Annotated in this window: 12 protein-coding genes; 8 read left to right on the top strand and 4 right to left on the bottom strand. The window is 56.5% G+C overall.

What is annotated here, in order from left to right; genetic code table 11:
- Nucleotides 1–47: 47 nt before the first annotated feature.
- From AAAH10_RS03470 to lpdA, 4 genes are all read left to right on the top strand, one after another.
- Nucleotides 48–2,984: a 2-oxoglutarate dehydrogenase E1 component gene (locus AAAH10_RS03470; protein ID WP_343560566.1), complete on the top strand. Its 2,937-nt coding sequence runs from the start codon at nucleotides 48–50 to the stop codon at nucleotides 2,982–2,984.
- Between the two features lie 103 nt (nucleotides 2,985–3,087).
- Nucleotides 3,088–4,755: a 2-oxoglutarate dehydrogenase complex dihydrolipoyllysine-residue succinyltransferase gene (odhB, locus tag AAAH10_RS03465; RefSeq protein WP_343560564.1), complete on the top strand. Its 1,668-nt coding sequence runs from the start codon at nucleotides 3,088–3,090 to the stop codon at nucleotides 4,753–4,755.
- Between the two features lie 114 nt (nucleotides 4,756–4,869).
- Nucleotides 4,870–5,238 (top strand): hypothetical protein, encoded by a 369-nt coding sequence (locus AAAH10_RS03460; RefSeq protein ID WP_343560562.1) that lies wholly within the window; start codon nucleotides 4,870–4,872, stop codon nucleotides 5,236–5,238.
- 139 nt (nucleotides 5,239–5,377) lie between these two features.
- A complete protein-coding gene (lpdA, locus tag AAAH10_RS03455) occupies nucleotides 5,378–6,781 on the top strand; it encodes a dihydrolipoyl dehydrogenase (RefSeq protein ID WP_343560560.1) in 1,404 nt (467 codons plus the stop codon).
- A 61-nt stretch (nucleotides 6,782–6,842) separates the two neighbouring features.
- On the opposite strand, the gene AAAH10_RS03450 is transcribed toward lpdA, so the two are convergent.
- Entirely contained in the window at nucleotides 6,843–7,631 is a 789-nt protein-coding gene (locus AAAH10_RS03450) for a formate/nitrite transporter family protein (protein WP_343560559.1), read from the bottom strand.
- Between the two features lie 264 nt (nucleotides 7,632–7,895).
- Here AAAH10_RS03450 and AAAH10_RS03445 point away from each other — a divergent pair, with 264 nt between their 5' ends.
- The 3 genes from AAAH10_RS03445 to AAAH10_RS03435 all read left to right on the top strand — a co-directional run bounded on the left by AAAH10_RS03445 (nucleotide 7,896) and on the right by AAAH10_RS03435 (nucleotide 11,149).
- Nucleotides 7,896–8,807, top strand: coding sequence for a carbohydrate kinase family protein (locus AAAH10_RS03445; protein WP_343560557.1), 912 nt, complete (start codon nucleotides 7,896–7,898; stop codon nucleotides 8,805–8,807).
- Between the two features lie 62 nt (nucleotides 8,808–8,869).
- Nucleotides 8,870–9,805: a pseudouridine-5'-phosphate glycosidase gene (locus tag AAAH10_RS03440; protein ID WP_343560555.1), complete on the top strand. Its 936-nt coding sequence runs from the start codon at nucleotides 8,870–8,872 to the stop codon at nucleotides 9,803–9,805.
- A 12-nt stretch (nucleotides 9,806–9,817) separates the two neighbouring features.
- Nucleotides 9,818–11,149 carry an MFS transporter gene (locus AAAH10_RS03435; RefSeq protein WP_343561332.1) on the top strand — a complete coding sequence of 444 codons (1,332 nt, stop codon included), beginning with the start codon at nucleotides 9,818–9,820 and terminating at the stop codon, nucleotides 11,147–11,149.
- Here the strand turns inward: AAAH10_RS03435 and AAAH10_RS03430 are convergent.
- The 3 genes from AAAH10_RS03430 to fsa all read right to left on the bottom strand — a co-directional run bounded on the left by AAAH10_RS03430 (nucleotide 11,119) and on the right by fsa (nucleotide 13,704).
- Entirely contained in the window at nucleotides 11,119–12,111 is a 993-nt protein-coding gene (locus AAAH10_RS03430) for a tyrosine recombinase XerC (protein WP_343560553.1), read from the bottom strand. The genes AAAH10_RS03435 and AAAH10_RS03430 overlap by 31 nt on opposite strands.
- Before the next feature lie 29 nt (nucleotides 12,112–12,140).
- Nucleotides 12,141–12,896 (bottom strand): DUF484 family protein, encoded by a 756-nt coding sequence (locus AAAH10_RS03425; protein ID WP_343560551.1) that lies wholly within the window; start codon nucleotides 12,894–12,896, stop codon nucleotides 12,141–12,143.
- 151 nt (nucleotides 12,897–13,047) lie between these two features.
- On the bottom strand, nucleotides 13,048–13,704 hold the full coding sequence (gene fsa, locus AAAH10_RS03420) for a fructose-6-phosphate aldolase (RefSeq protein ID WP_343560549.1): 657 nt from the start codon (nucleotides 13,702–13,704) through the stop codon (nucleotides 13,048–13,050).
- Nucleotides 13,705–13,922: 218 nt separating this feature from the next.
- On the opposite strand from fsa, the gene AAAH10_RS03415 reads away from it, so the two are divergent.
- Entirely contained in the window at nucleotides 13,923–16,205 is a 2,283-nt protein-coding gene (locus AAAH10_RS03415; RefSeq protein WP_343560547.1) for a primosomal protein N', read from the top strand.
- Nucleotides 16,206–16,218 lie beyond the last annotated feature (13 nt).

Genomic DNA, 16,218 nt, shown 5'->3' with positions numbered 1-16,218 from the left:
GATGGAAGGGAGCCGGACTGGAACCTTCCAGTCCGGTCATACAAAAGATGGTAGATAATCATCCGGGTGACGGTTCCCGGTACTTTGGTCCCAAGGCTGCTGAACTTGTGGATCTCTATGCTTCCTATCTGCAGAATGCAGGATCTGTAGACAGTCAGTGGCAGGCATTCTTCGGCAATCTGCAGGATGATGCCCGCGAACTGCTCAATGACATGGGGGGCTTTGCCGCCTCCCAATCGTCTGCAGCAGTCTTTTCAATCAACGATCTTGCCGGTGACGAGGTGCGGGCCTCTGCGTTGCGATCCATTCGTGCGCTGATGCTGATCCGTGCCTATCGTGTGCGCGGTCACCTCGAGGCCCAGCTTGATCCTCTGGGACTGAAGCCGATCGAGCCTCATCCCGAGCTTGACCCGCGCTCCTACGGCTTCTCTGATGCCGATATGGATACACCGATTTTCATCAACGGTGCAGTGGGACTTGAGGTCGCATCCATCAATCAGATCATGGACGTGCTGCGCGAGACCTACTGCAAGCGTGTGGGTGTCGAGTTCATGCACATTCAGGTTCCGGAGCAGAAGGCCTGGATCCAGGAACGTGTCGAGAACTTCCGCAACGCCACGACCTTTTCTGACGAGGGGAAGAAAACCATCCTGGATCGCCTGACGGCTGCAGAGGTTTTTGAAAACTTCCTCAACACCAAATACACCGGAACGAAACGCTTCGGTCTGGATGGTGGGGAATCCATGATTCCGGCGCTGGAACAGATTCTGAAACAGGGCTCAAAGCTGGGACTGGAAGAAGTTGTTCTGGGGATGCCGCACCGCGGACGTCTCAACGTGCTGGCCAATTTCATGGGCAAGCCGTTCCGTGCGATTTTCAATGAATTCCGCGGAGGGGCTTCCAATCCCGAGGATGTCGGTGGTTCCGGTGATGTGAAGTATCACCTGGGCACCTCTTCGGACCGCGAGTTCGATGACAGGAATGTCCACCTTTCCCTGACGGCGAACCCGTCACACCTCGAGGCTGTGAACCCCGTTGTGGTCGGCAAGGTCCGTGCGAAACAGCACAAGAAGGGGGATGAGGACTTCACGAAAACCATGGCCCTTCTGATGCATGGTGATGCAGCCTTTTCCGGTCAGGGACTTGTGCCGGAAACACTCGATCTGTCCGAGCTGAAAGGCTATCGTATCGGCGGGACAATCCACTTTGTTGTGAACAACCAGATCGGCTTTACCACGGATCCGGTAAACAGCCGTTCAGGTCCGTACTGTACGGATGTCGCCCGTATCATTCAGGCGCCGATTTTCCACGTGAACGGGGATGATCCTGAAGCTGTGGTTCACGTTGCGCGCATGGCGACAGAATTCCGTCAGACCTTCCACAAGGATGTTGTGATCGACATGTTCTGTTACCGCCGCTTCGGTCACAACGAGGGCGACGAGCCGACCTTTACCCAGCCGCTGATGTACAAGCAGATTGCCAAACAGCGCACTGTTCGCGAACTTTATGGTGAGCGTTTGATTGCCGAAGGCCTTCTGAATGCAGATGAGGTCGAGGCCATGCGCAAGGCGATGTGGGATCATCTGGAAGAAGAGTTTGACGCCAGTGAGCGCTTCAGGCCCAACAAGGCAGACTGGCTTGAGGGAGCCTGGTCTCACCTGGGGGCTGTGCGGGGTTACGATGCCCGTCGTGGCAACACGGGTGTCGAGCCGGATGTTCTGGGCGAGGTCGGTCAGGCGCTGACCAGAGTACCGGAAGGCTTCAATATTCACCGCAAGATTGCGCGTCAGCTCAAGGCCAAGGAAGAGATCATTTCCTCAGGAAAGGGCATTGACTGGGCGACAGCGGAAGCGCTGGCTTTCGGGACGCTTCTGGTAGAGGGGCACCCGGTTCGCCTGTCCGGTCAGGATTGCAACCGCGGGACTTTCTCTCAACGTCATGCCGCCTGGATTGACCAGGAAAGCCAGGCCCAGCACAAGCCGTTGAACCATATCCGTGAAAGTCAGGCCGAGGCCGAAATCATTGACAGTCCGCTCAGCGAGCTGGCCGTTCTCGGTTTTGAATACGGCTATTCCCTTGCGGAACCGGATGCCCTGGTTCTGTGGGAAGCCCAGTTCGGTGACTTTGTAAACGGGGCCCAGATCATTATTGACCAGTTCATTGCATCCGGTGAGTCCAAGTGGCTCCGCATGTCCGGTGTGGTGATGCTTCTGCCTCACGGGTACGAGGGACAGGGGCCGGAGCACTCTTCCGGTCGGGTCGAGCGCTTCCTGCAGCTCTGTGCGGAAGACAACATCCAGGTTGTCAACTGTACGACACCGGCGAACTATTTCCACGTTCTGCGTCGCCAGATCCACCGTGGCTTCAGAAAGCCGCTTGTGGTGATGACGCCGAAATCCCTGCTGCGTCACAAGCGCTGTGTTTCCAACATGGAAGACATGTTGCCGGGAACGTCCTTCCACCGTGTGATGCCGTGCCGTGTGAAAAAACAGGAGCCTTCTGCTGTGAAGCAGATCGTCCTCTGTACCGGCAAGGTCTATTATGATCTGGTGGAGGAACGCGAGAAGCGCGATCTGCGTGAAGTCCAGTTCATGAGGCTGGAGCAGCTCTATCCGTTCCCTGCCGAAGCACTGAAGACGGAGCTCAAGGGATACGAGCACTGCGATATTGTCTGGTGTCAGGAAGAGCCCCGCAACATGGGGGCCTGGTCCTTTGCATCGACTTTCATCGAAGAGGTCGCAGAAGAGCTTGGTTTCCAGAATCCGCGCCCAAGATACGCCGGTCGCAAGACCGCGGCTTCTCCGGCAACGGGTTCCGGCAAGCGTCATGTGATCGAGCAGGCTGGCCTGATTGATGACGCCCTGACACTGGGCAAAAAGGCCATGAGCCGTATCCAGACGCGCAAGGCAGAGGAGATCGAGGCCCGTGAAGCAAGCGCGGCCAAGGTTGAAAGCCTGCGCCCTGTCCAGAAAGCCGGAAAGTAACCTTCCTGCAGTCCCGGGCTTCGGCCTGACCTGAAGCCCGGGATCAATCCATTTCGAATGATCGAGGGCGTTGTTCAAACGCCAGATACAGCGAGAGAAAAAAATGGCTGACATTCTTGTCCCGACACTGGGTGAATCTGTGACAGAGGCCACTGTTGCCAAGTGGCTGAAACAGCCGGGGGATGCCGTAGAGAAAGATGAACCGCTTCTGGAACTCGAAACCGACAAGGTGACGCTGGAGGTCAATGCCCCGGCGGCCGGTGTTCTTGAGTCCATTGAAGCAGCCGAAGAACAGGACGTTGGAGTGGGAGCCCTGCTTGGCGTCATTGCAGAGGGTGCATCTGCCGGAAAGGCGGCACCAAAGGCTGCGGCTGCTCCCCAGGCGAAGACAGAGGCGGCGCCGACATCGGCACCGGCTGCTGCGACAAGCGGTGCTGTCGTGGATGTCCCCGTCCCGACACTTGGCGAATCCGTGACCTCTGCAACCGTTGCGACCTGGCACAAATCCGTTGGGGATGCCGTTGCCCAGGACGAGACGATTTGCGAACTTGAAACCGACAAGGTAACCCTTGAAGTCAACGCGCCGGTGGCCGGAGTGATTCACGAAATCCTGGCTGAAGTTGATGCGGATGTCGAGGTTGGCGCAATGCTGGCCAGAATTACCGAGGGCGCGGCAGGGGTCTCGGCTGCTCCGGCGGCGAAAGCGGTTGCCGCTCCAGCCGGGAAAACGGCAGCTGCATCTGCTCCGGCTGGCGCAACGCCCAATGGCAGCGGTGCCAATGGTGCTGTTTCCAAAGACGATCTGATTGCCTATCTCGAAGAGGGACAGGCTCCGTCTTCCATGACCATGTCCCCGGCTGTCGCACGACTGGTGCGCGAGCACGATCTGAACCCGAATCTGATCAAGGGAACGGGCAAGCACGGTGGTTTGACGAAGAAGGATGTTCTGGCTTTCCTCGAGAATCCTCCTGCTCCGCGGACTCTGCCCTCTGCGCCTGCGCCATCCGCTGCTCCGGCGGCTCCTGTCGCAGCGGCCACACCGGTCGCTTCTGCAACAGCGCAGCCTGCGGGTGAGAGAGAGCGCCGCGAGCGCATGCCGAAGATGCGTCAGACCATTGCGCGTCGCCTGAAGGAAGCCCAGAACACAGCGGCCATGCTGACAACCTTCAACGAGATTGACATGTCGGCCGTTATGGAACTGCGCAAGTCCTACAAGGACACCTTCGAGAAAAAACATGGCGTGAAGCTGGGCTTCAATTCCTTCTTTGCCAAGGCTGTTGTTCAGGCCCTTGAGGATGTACCGGCGATCAATGCCCGCATTGACGGGGACGAGATTGTCTACAACCAGTTCTTTAACATCGGTATGGCTGTATCCACGCCGACGGGGCTGATGGTTCCTGTGCTCCGTGACTGTGACAGCAAATCCTTTGCTGATATCGAAGCCAATCTTGGCGAGCTGGCCAAACGGGGCCGTGATGGCAAGCTGGGTATGGATGACATGATGGGGGGAAGCTTCACCATCACGAATGGTGGTGTCTTTGGCTCCCTGCTCTCCACGCCGATCCTCAACATGCCGCAGTCCGGTATTCTGGGCCTGCACAAGATCGAGGAGCGCCCGGTTGCCGTGAACGGCCAGGTGGTGATTCGCCCGATGATGTACGTGGCTCTCAGCTATGACCACAGGCTTGTGGACGGGCGCGAGGCTGTGACCTTCCTCGTTCGTGTGAAGGAGTGCATCGAGGACCCGCAACGCCTGTTGTTGTCTATGTAATTGAAAGGGGCTGCTGTGTTGCGTATCCTTGAACATGGTAGCTCCTTTCTCTCTGTTGCAGGGCAAGTGCGATAGGGAAGGGACGCAGTTCTCTGCTATGGGGTTTGGTGTTTGATGACAAAAGATGATTCCGGTGCAAGTGAAGGCTTGAATGTCGAAGGGCTGATCGACACCTCGGGACGTGCGGATTACGAGCTTGATCTGACAGGTCTGGACCTTGCTCATGCCCTGGAGTCCATTCGTCAGATGATTGAAAGGCAGAGACAGAGGACAACAACGCGTTCTGTTCTGATTCGCCTTGATCCACCCAGAGCCGGCGGGGGAGAAACGCTGTTCCGCCCCATCGGGGATCATCTGGTGGCTGCTCTCAGGAAGGGGATGATTACAAAGGTTCGTCCCTATGCGGATGAGACCTGCAGCGGATTTATTCTTTACCTGCCTGCGGGGCAGGAAATTCCCGAAACAAAAGAGAATCAGGACTGATCATCACTGACGTCTTGTTATTCCGGCGCACAGAGGGCATTTATGTGTTCGAAAACAGGCACGGAAAAACGTGCCAGCCATGTCCCCGCCAAAAAATGTGTCATCCAAAAGGTGATATGATTCTATTGGAGATAAAGATATGAGCGAAAATCAATACGATCTTGTCGTGATCGGTGGTGGCCCCGGTGGGTATGTCGCAGCCATCCGCGCTGCTCAGCTGGATATGAAGGTGGCCTGTGTTGAAGGTCGCGGTACACTGGGCGGAACCTGCCTGAATGTTGGCTGCATTCCTTCCAAGGCCCTGCTGCAATCTTCCGAAAAATATGCAGATGCAACCAAACACTTTGCTGCGCATGGTATCAAGGCATCAGTGGAACTGGATCTGCCGGGTATGCTGGGGCGCAAGGACAAGGTTGTTTCCGATCTGACACAGGGGATCGAATTCCTCTTCAAGAAAAACGGCGTTGATTACGTCAAGGGCTGGGGACGCATCCCGGCTGCCGGTGAAGTGGTTGTGGCTGCCGAGGATGGCAGCGAACAAACCCTGAAGGCAAAGAGCATCCTGATCGCGACAGGGTCTGAATCCACACCACTGCCCGGTATTGAAACAGACGAAAAACAGATCGTTACCTCGACAGGTGCCCTGTCTCTCGAGTCTGTTCCCGAGAAAATGGTGGTGATCGGTGCTGGTGTGATCGGTCTCGAGCTTGGTTCTGTCTGGTCCCGTCTGGGTTCACAGGTCACTGTTGTCGAGTATCTGGACCGCGTTCTGCCCGGTATGGATGCGGAAACAGCCAAACTCGGTCAGCGTGCCCTGACCAAGCAGGGTTTGAAATTCAAACTGGGTCAGAAGGTGAATTCTGCAGAGAAGGCTGACGGCAAGGTCAAGCTGTCCATGGAATCTGTGAAGAAGGGCAAGATCGAGGAACTGGAAGCCGACGTGGTTCTGGTGTCCATTGGTCGTCGTGCCTTTACAAATGGTCTCGGGCTGGAAGAGTTGGGCGTTGCAATGGAGCGCGGTGTGATCCAGGTCGATGAAAACTTCCAGACGTCCGTTCCGGGCGTCTATGCGATCGGTGACTGTGTGCCTGGTCCGATGCTGGCCCACAAGGCCGAGGAAGATGGCGTTGCCTGTGTTGAAACACTTGCTGGTCTGAAGGGACATGTGAACTACGCACTGGTTCCCGGTGTTGTTTACACGCACCCTGAAATCGCGACCGTCGGCAAGTCGGAAGAAGCACTGAAAGAGGACGGCGTCGAGTACAGGGTCGGCAAGTTCCCGATCTCTGCCAACTCCCGCGCGCGTGCCATGGGCGAAAGCGATGGTCATGCGAAGATTATTGCCGATGCTGCTACAGACAAGGTTCTGGGTGTGCATATCGTTGCGCCAATGGCTGGTGAACTGCTGTCAGAGGCTGTTCTGGCAATGGAATTCGGTGCCTCTGCAGAAGACATTGCACGCACCTGTCACTCTCACCCGGGCCTGGGAGAGGCTGTCAAGGAAGCTGCACTGGCTGTTGATGGTCGTGCGATCCACAGCTAGATTTTGCGAGAGAACGAAAAAAGGGCAGTCACTGACTGCCCTTTTTTGTTGCCTGGAAAACTCAAACCTTGCGCAGATAGATAATCCAGTAGGAAAGAGCGACAAAGAGGCTGCCGCCGATAATGTTCCCCAGGGTGACGGGAACCAGATTGTGCAGGAAACCGGAAAGGGTGACGATTTCCGAACCGGCAAAGTAACCCACGGGGATCAGATACATGTTGGCAATGCTGTGTTCAAATCCCAGTGTGATGAAAGCCGAGACCGGGAAGACAATAGCGAGGATTTTCCCGAAGACATTGCGCGCGGAAGAACAGAGCCAGACAGCCATGCAGACCAGTGTGTTGCAGAGGATACCCCGGACGAAGGCTTCCGATGTGGAGAGCTTGAGCTTTCCTTCCGCGACCTTGATGGCTGTTTCTGCAACGGGGCCGTCCAGAATTCCGGACAGCACCATCATGGCCAGAACACCGGCTGCGCCGATAAAGTTGCCCAGGTAAACCAGGACCCAGTTTTTGAGCATGTCCTGCAGACTGACCTTGCGACTGACCCAGGCCATGACAATCATGTTGTTTCCGGTAAAAAGCTCGGCACCGCCGACGACGACAAGAATCAAGCCGGTCGAAAAGGTGATTCCCCCCAGCATCTTGGTCATTCCAAAGCCGAGAGTGCTGCCTGTGATTGTCGTTGTGTAGAATGCTCCGCCAAAGGCAATAAAGGCGCCGGCAAGCATGGAAAGCATCATCAGTGCTGGCCAGGCGGTTCTGGCTTTCGTGACGCCGAGGGCTTCCACCTTGTGTGCGATTTCTGAAGGACTGAAGGAATCAAATCCTGATAACATACTGTTCTGCATTTCTTTATCCTGTTGATGTTACGTGATCCTCTAGGGAATTTATTTCTCTTTGAGTGGGACAAGATCACGATCCGGACTTAACACAGAAATTCAGTTGCGACTGATTTGAAGTCGCATTCTTTTGATCGGTCTTTGCTATCAGGGGCAGGGAGAGGCTATTTCACGCAAAAAAATCGGAAAAACGGGCAGAAAGCATTTTCCTTTGGCGCACTCCTTTTCTAAAAAGACTCAGGGGTCTGTTCTGTTAAAGGCGAATCAGGATCAATGGCGGACAAACAGTTATTGGCGATCGGGGCTGCGCACTGGGATGTGCAGCAGAAATCCATCAATCCCGTTGTGATGGCCAGCTCCAATCCGGTTGCCTGCAGCCGGTCCATGGGCGGTGTTGCGCGCAATGTTGCCTGTGATCTGGGGCGGCTTGGGCATCAGGCCGGCCTGATGAGCCTCTGGGGGGATGACCTGCCGGGAGACGAGTTGCAATCCTCGCTACAGGAACAGGGGCTTTCCCTGGTACCTGTCGCCCGTCATGGAGCCTTGCCGACTGCAAGTTACACGGCTGTGCTGGATTGCGACGGAGAACTTCTGGTCGGTCTTGCAGACATGGCAATTTATGATGCCTTTGTTCCTTCGTCCTTTGTGCCTCACCTGATGGAAATGCAGCGCTACTCGCACTGGTTTGTGGATGCAAACCTGCCAGAGGAAAGCCTGTCCTATCTGGCCCGTCAGGCACCTGAAAAGGTCTTTGTTGCCGCTGATTGTGTGTCGGTTGCAAAATGTCACAGACTTGTGGACCTGCTGCCCAGAGTCGATCTGCTGTTCTGTAATGAGGCAGAGATCAGGGCCCTGTTGAAAGAAGGCTATGATGTCGGGCTTGAAACGCTTGGCCCCCGTCTTCTGGAGCGTTTTTCCGTCAAGGCTGCCGTGGTCAGTGACGGGGCGCGCGGAGCCTGGATCTTTACCGGAAAGAAAAATCCTCACCACGTGCCTGCTGTCCATGTGGAAAAGGATTACATCGTCGATGTAACAGGAGCAGGAGATGCAATGATCGCAGGAACTTTGTGCGGTTTGCTGCGCGGACTGGAACTGGTTGACGCCGTCCAGCGCGGGATGAACGCGTCTGCCCTGTGTTTGCAATACAGGGGTGCAAGCCCTGCAGAAATGGAGCTGATGGCCTGAAGCTCCGTCCGAATTTCAAAAAACTGTGTGTTTTCTTTAAACGATAGAAAAGAGTTCCTTAAATGTCCGATCTGAAAAAGCTGCCGTCCCGTTTGCTGAGCTGTTCTCCGGAGGTTCAGGAGGCTGTTGAGCAGGGCAGGGCTGTTGTGGCGCTTGAGTCCACCATCATTGCCCACGGCATGCCTTACCCGAAAAATGTTGAAACAGCCCGGGAGGTTGAACAGATCATTCGCGAGAACGGTGCCGTTCCTGCGACCATTGCGGTTCTGGAAGGAAAGATCTGTATCGGGCTGTCCGACGATCAGCTTGAGCATCTCGGCAAGGCCGAAAATGTTGCGAAGCTCAGCCGCCGGGATCTTCCCCTGATTATGGCGCAAAAGCGGGATGGTGCGACGACTGTGGCCGCGACCATGATCTGCGCAGCTCTTGCCGGAATCGGTGTTTTCGCGACAGGGGGTATCGGAGGCGTTCACCGGGGAGCCGAGCAGGATTTTGATATCTCGGCGGATTTGGAAGAACTGTCCCAGACTCCTGTTGCTGTGGTCTGTGCAGGGGCGAAATCCATTCTGGATCTGCCCAAAACGCTTGAGTATCTCGAAACGCATGGTGTTCCTGTCGTCGGGTACAAAACCGATGTCTTCCCGGCTTTCTATTGTCAGGACTCAGGTCTTGCTGCGCCTTTGCGATCTGATTCCGCAGCGGAGATTGCCGGGATGATCTCCATGCAGCGGACACTGGGCTATGTGGGGGGAAGTATTGTTGCGAATCCGATCCCTGACAGCCACGCGATGGAAACCGGACAGATGAACGATATTATCGCACAGGCTCTGGAGGCTGCTGTTCACGATGGTATTCATGGCAAGGGCGTTACACCCTATCTGCTTGCGAAAATTGTTGAAATGACCGACGGTGCAAGTCTGAAAGCCAATATCGCACTGGTGAAAAACAACGCGAAGCTTGCTGCTGAAATTGCAGTATCCTTGAAAAACCAGAGCTAGGGATCAAAGGTGATGCAGGCGTCCGGCGGAGTCAGCAGGGTTTTTCAAACTCCCGGACGCATGACGGCTCTCTTTTGCCTCCTGCTGGTTCTGGGTATTCTGGACAGTGGCAGTTTTGCTGCGCTGATTGTAACCCTCCAGCAGCTTTGGGGCCTGAGCAATACCGAAGCCGGATGGATCAGTGGCATTTACTTCGGCGGCTATGCTTTTGCAGTGCCTCTTCTTGTGACCCTGACGGATCGTGTTGATGCACGGCATATCTTTGCCGGTGCAACGGTTCTGGGCGGTTTTGCTGCAGCCGGTTTTGCATTCTGGGTGGACGGTTTCTGGTCCGCACTTCTGATGCGGTTTCTGGGTGGAGTCAGCCTGGCCGGAACCTACATGGTCGGACTGCGCCTGTTGACAGACCGTCTGGAGGACATGCAGCAGGACCGGAAAAATCGGGAGCAGGAGCCTTTTGAATGGCCCCAGAGCAGATCGGTTGCTTTCTATACGGCGCACTTTGCAATAGGCAGTGGCCTCTCGGTCATGGCTGCCGGCTTCTGGTCCGGGGCTTTCGGCTGGCGCGCTGCCTTTCTTTTCGCGGCACTCTGTTCCTTTGCTGCTCTTGGCATCCTTCTTTGTTCCGTTGAGGCCAAAAGCCGAGAGACATCGGGCGAGGTGACCCGTCTTTCCCTGCGTGGGCTTTTGAATTACGGGCCGGTTTTCAGAAATCACGCTGCCATGGCCTATGTGATTGGTTATGCAGCCCATGTCTGGGAACTCTTTGCCATGAGGGCCTGGCTCGTTGCCTTTTTGACCTTTGTGCTGTGGCACAGCGGGGAGCAGGAGGCTCTCCTTCCCGGACTGCCGGTTTCCCCTGCGACCTTTGCGGCACTGGTGTTTCTGCTGGGGTTGCCGTCTTCTGTCCTGGCGAATGAAGCGGCTGCCCGTTACGGACGTGTCAGGGTGCTGACGGTTATGATGATCTCTTCCGGTCTTGTGTCCCTTGCTGTGGGGCTGTCAGCATGGATGCCCCTGTCTCTGGCGGTGACCTTGCTTGTCCTTCACGGCGTGACGGCAACAGCTGATTCAGGCAGCCTGACCGCCGGTCTTGTCGCGCACAGTGACCCGGACAGAAAGGGAGCCACCATGGCGGTTCAGTCGCTGCTGGGATTCATGGTGGGCATGATGTCCCCGCTGCTTTTCGGGGTGACGCTCGATCTGGCGGGCGGAGAGCGGGAGCCTGTGGCCTGGCTGCTGGCCTATGGTCTTCTGGCTGTTGGTGTGCTGTGTGGTCCGCTGGCGTTCCTTGTTTTGAGGAAGGCCCTTGCTCAGTCACGGGCGTCGCGTTCGCCGGGATGAGCTTCCCTGTAGGATTTCAGCAGATCGTCGCGATCAAGTGCCGTGTAAATCTGGGTTGAAGACAGGGAGGCATGTCCCAGAAGTTCCTGGACGGCTCGCAGGTCCTGACTCCCCTGGAGAAGATGTGTTGCAAAGCTGTGTCGCAGGGCATGTGGCGTGGTGCTCTCGGGCAGGTCCAGATACTTGCGGAGCTTCTGGACGGTGAGTTGAACCGTTCTGGCATTCAGGCGTTTCCCCCGGACGCCGATAAAAAGGGGATGGCCTTCTGCGGGTTCCTCGCCCTGGGGCAGCAGGGGGCAGCTTTTGGTATAATCCTGCAGGGTTTCTGTCACGCTGTTGAGCAGGGGAACCAGTCTTTCCTTTCCGCCCTTTCCAAGAATTCTGATGCTTTTCTGTCCTGTCAGGGGGAGGTCTTCCATATCAAGGGACAGGGCCTCGGAAATGCGAAGGCCACAGCCATAGAGAAGCAGCAGAATGGCACGATCACGCTTTTCCACCCACAGGGGCTGGTTGTCCGGGGCTTCGACAGCTTTCAGCAAATCGGCTGTATTGCCGGGAGACAGGGCCCTGGGCAGGTTCCTGTCCTTGCGGGCACTTTTAATGGTGTGAACAGCATGGTTTCGCAGGTGCCCTTCACGTTCCAGCCATTTGTAGAAATTGCGCAGGGAAGACAGACCGCGTGAGCGCGAGGCTGCTGTTTGCCCTCTTCCCGCTTCATGGGCAAGCCAGGAGCGGAAATCACCGTGATTCAGCTTTTCGAGGATGGCGGGAGAGACCTGCTGGTTCTTGTGCTCGGCCATAAAGCGGATAAAACCGGCCAGATCCTGTTGATAGGCGATGATTGTGTGAGGTGACGAGCGACGCTCCAGCCTGTGCCAGTCCTGCCATTGCGTGGCGAGGAGGGCAAGCCTGTCTGTCCAGGGCAACAGATGATGATGGTCGCTTGTGTCTTGCTCAGGCACCGTGTGGTCCGAAGAAGTTGCTGATGCCTCTATTCTGACAGTTCGAGCCAGCGGTGCAAGCAGCACTCGACAATTAATGTCAGAAACCTGAGCAGTTCTGTGCCCTGTTCCGGATGGAACTGGTCAGACTGGAAGGAACCAAAGGCCAGAAGTGTTGCTCCTGCACCGGCAGAGGGGGAGAGCCGGACGAGGGCTTCTGAATGTACGAGCGGAGCATCCCTTCCATAAAGGAGGGGGGAGCCGTCGATGTCATTGTGAAGGGAGAGCGAACGATTGGAGCCAAGAAGTCCGTTTATGGCTCCCTCTGGCAGGGGGACAACCCCGCCGGGGGCCGAGGGTTCTTCAGAAGCGATAACGACTGTGTCCATCGACAGCAGCAGGGGCAGGTCTTCGGAAAGGCAGACGAAGAAGTCCTCGAGACTCTGGGTTTGCATCAGGGCGAGAACAGCCCTGTGAGCCCGATCCTGTGTCAGCTTGTTGTGATGCGAGCGGGAGATCACCAGATCGCGTTCTTTCTGAAGCAGGGCAATCTCGTGTTTCAGGCGCTCGATGCGGACGGTTTGAAAATCGACCAGAGCCAGATCGCTTCCCTTGCCCTGTCTGTCCTCCTGGCTGCGCCCAGGCAGATCGAGCTTCAGCAGGAGGTCGGGATGGGCAATCAGGAAATCGGGGTTCCTTTGCAAAAAGGCGAGAACATCCTGCGGGGAAACGGTTTTGTCTTCAGGTGTGGCAGAGGAGATTTGTGCTTCATTGTCAATGGGCTGGGGGTGAGAATCGTTGGTCATTGGCCTGAAGCACTTCCGGGGATCAAGGAAACGAGAGCAGCAACTATGTCAGATAAATCTTAAGGATTTGCTGCTGCCTTTTTGATCCTTGTTTTGCCAACAAAAAAGGCGATCCCCCGACGGGATCGCCCTGTTTTTCCGTCCTGGACTGTTACAGGATGGATTGGCCTGTAGAGGCCCAGTCCTTCATGAAGGTGTCGAGCCCCTTGTCTGTCAGGTGGTGGCTGTACATGCTGCGCAGCACCTTTGGAGGGATCGTTGCAACATGGGCACCCAGCTTTGCTGCCTCGACGATGTGGTAGGGGTTTCTGGTTGAAGCAACCAGCACCTTGGTTTCCAGAGCCTCGAAGTTTTCGAAGATTTCCACAATGTCCGCGATCAGTTCCAGACCGTCCTGGCCAATATCATCCAAGCGACCGACAAAGGGGGAAACATAGGTGGCGCCGGCCTTGGCAGCCAGAAGGGCCTGCGCTGCAGAGAAGCACAGTGTCACGTTGGTTTTGATGCCCTCGTCGCTGAAGGTCTTGCAGGCTTTCAGGCCGTCTTCTGTCAGAGGCAGTTTGACGACGATGTTGTCGGCAATCTTTGCCAGCTTGCGACCTTCGGCGATCATGCCGTCATAATCCAGAGCAGTGACCTCGGCGCTCACCGGACCGGAGACTGTTTCTGCAATCTCCTTGGTGACTTCCAGAATGTCGCGGCCGGATTTGGCAATCAGTGACGGATTCGTTGTCACGCCATCCACAAGGCCGGTGCTGGCCAGATCGCGAATTTCATCGATGTCAGCTGTATCAATAAAGAATTCCATTACAGGGCTCCAGATAACAGGGAAAGCAGGGATTGCCGGAGGGCAATCGAATCCTGCACAGACTGAGGGGCCGGGGCCGAATCGTCAAGGTCCTCTGTGGAGACGGTCCGGCTTCCCTGTTTTTGTTTTCCAAAGCCTTGTTATGGATCAGCCTTTTTCTGCTAAAAGGGAGTCTGTCGATACAGGAATCCGGAAAAAACAGGCGAATTGGATTGGCGGTGACTTCCAGACAACAATCCCCAGAAGATCTTTTTGCTTCGCAGGAGGCGTTCCCGTCAGGGAATCCTCCCCGGGAAGAGCGCTGTCGTGTTTTGCTGCCGCTTCCGGTTGAGGAGCCCTATGACTATCTGGCTCCACTCGATCCGAACGGTCTGGCCATGGGGCTTGTGCCGGGTGCGCTGGTCGAGGTTCCCGTAGGTCCGCGCAAGCTCACAGGCGTTGTCTGGTTTGAAAAAACGCGAACGGGAAAGGGGGAGGCCTATGCACTTTCCCGCCTTCGCTCTGTTCTGTCTGTCCGGGATGTTCCCCCGCTGACTGAAGAGCTTATGAAAACCATTGAGTGGGTTGCCGATTATACCCTGGCTCCGCTTGGTGCAGTCCTGAAGATGGCGCTGTCTGTTCCGGCGGCCTTTGCTCCGGAGAAGGGGTTGCAGCAGCTCAGGCTTTCTGATGCCTTTGATTCTTCTGTGAAACTGACAGATGCGAGAAGAAAGGTTGTTTCGGTTCTGCAAAAGGGAGGAGGCTGGTCTCCGGGAGATCTGGCCCGTGAAGCAGGGGTATCTCCCTCGGTTGTAAAGGGACTGGAAAAGACAGCGGTTCTGACCCGTTACGAGGAACAGAGTGAACCCGCCTTTCCCCTGCCGGATCTTTCCATGACAGGTCCGACGCTGTCGCCGGATCAGGACAGTGCTGCACGCTCCATTGTTGCTGCGCTTGATGAAGAGGGGTTTCGGCCGATTCTTCTGGATGGTGTGACAGGTTCAGGCAAGACCGAAGTTTATTTCGAAGCGATGTTCAGGGCTTTCGAAAAGCAGAAACAGGTTCTGGTTCTTCTGCCGGAGATCGCCCTTTCCGCGCAATGGCTCGGTCGTTTCAAAAGCAGGTTCGGTGTCGAGCCGGCCCAGTGGCATTCCGATCTGACACCGTCACAGCGACGCAAGACCTGGCGGGCGGTTGCCTCGGGGCGTGCGCCTGTGGTGATCGGTGCGCGTTCGGCGCTTTTTCTGCCTTTCCCCGATCTTGGCCTGATTGTGGTGGACGAGGAGCACGAATCCAGCTTCAAACAGGAGGATGGAGTGCACTATCACGGGCGGGATATGGCTGTGGTGCGGGCAAAGGAGGCGGGAATAGCCATTGTCATGGCATCTGCGACACCGGCGCTGGAAACCATCACCAATGCGCAAAACGGACGCTATGAGCATCTGGTCCTGCCCGGGCGCCATGGCGGTGCGGGATTGCCGGATGTGGGGCTTGTGGACCTGCGGGTGGACAAGCCTCCCAGGGAGGGGCGCGCCGCTGCGTTTCTGTCTCCGACACTGCGTGAAGCTGTCAGGCAGACGCTGGATGCGGGTGAGCAGGCCATGCTGTTTCTGAACCGCCGCGGTTATGCGCCTCTGACGCTTTGCAGAACCTGCGGGCACCGTTTCCAGTGTCCCCACTGTGCGACCTGGCTTGTGGAGCATCGTCAATGGGGGCGGCTGCAGTGTCACCACTGCGGGTATCAGGTTGCCCGGCCGGAGACCTGCCCGTCCTGTGAAGCCGAGGACACGCTTGTGCCCTGTGGTCCGGGTGTGGAGCGAATCGCGGAAGAGGCAGCTCTGCTTTTTCCGGAATCCCGACTGGCTCTGATGACCAGTGACAGCCTGACGTCTCCGGCCATGACCCGGACAATGGTCGAGAGAGTTCAGTCGGGTGACGTCAATCTCCTGATCGGGACACAGGTTGTTGCCAAGGGCTATCACTTTCCCGATCTGACCCTGGTGGGGGTTGTCGATGCGGACCTCGGGCTGTTCGGAGGCGACCCCAGAGCGGCTGAACGGACATTCCAGTTGATGCACCAGGTGGCCGGGCGGGCCGGACGCGCGGAGAAAAAGGGGCGTGTTCTTTTACAGACTCACGACCCGGATCAGGCTGTGATGCAGGCTCTTGCCTCCGGTGATCGCGATCGCTTCCTGGCGGAGGAGGCGGACAACAGGTCCAGAGGCGGTCTTCCGCCCTACGGGCGTATGGTGGCGCTGATTGTCAGTGGAGCAGATCCGCAGGCGCTGGATGACTTTTGTCTGAAGCTGAGACGGAAAGCACCGGAAGGACAGGACTATCGCGTTCTGGGCCCTGTCCCTGCACCCATTGCGATGCTGCGCGGAAAACACAGGCGCCGATTCCTGCTGCAGGCCCGCCGTTCGGTTCCGGTACAGGGGCTGGTCAGGCAGTGGCTGGATCTGGAAAAGATTCCCTCATCCATTCGTGTCACTGTGGATGTTGACCCCTATTCCTTCTTCTAGATAGCGGTTTTGC

The organism is Carbonatibacter coralli (assembly GCF_039592655.1).
GTDB classification, from domain to species: domain Bacteria; phylum Pseudomonadota; class Alphaproteobacteria; order Kiloniellales; family Kiloniellaceae; genus Carbonatibacter; species Carbonatibacter coralli.
This window is presented reverse-complemented; position numbering and strand designations above follow the sequence as displayed.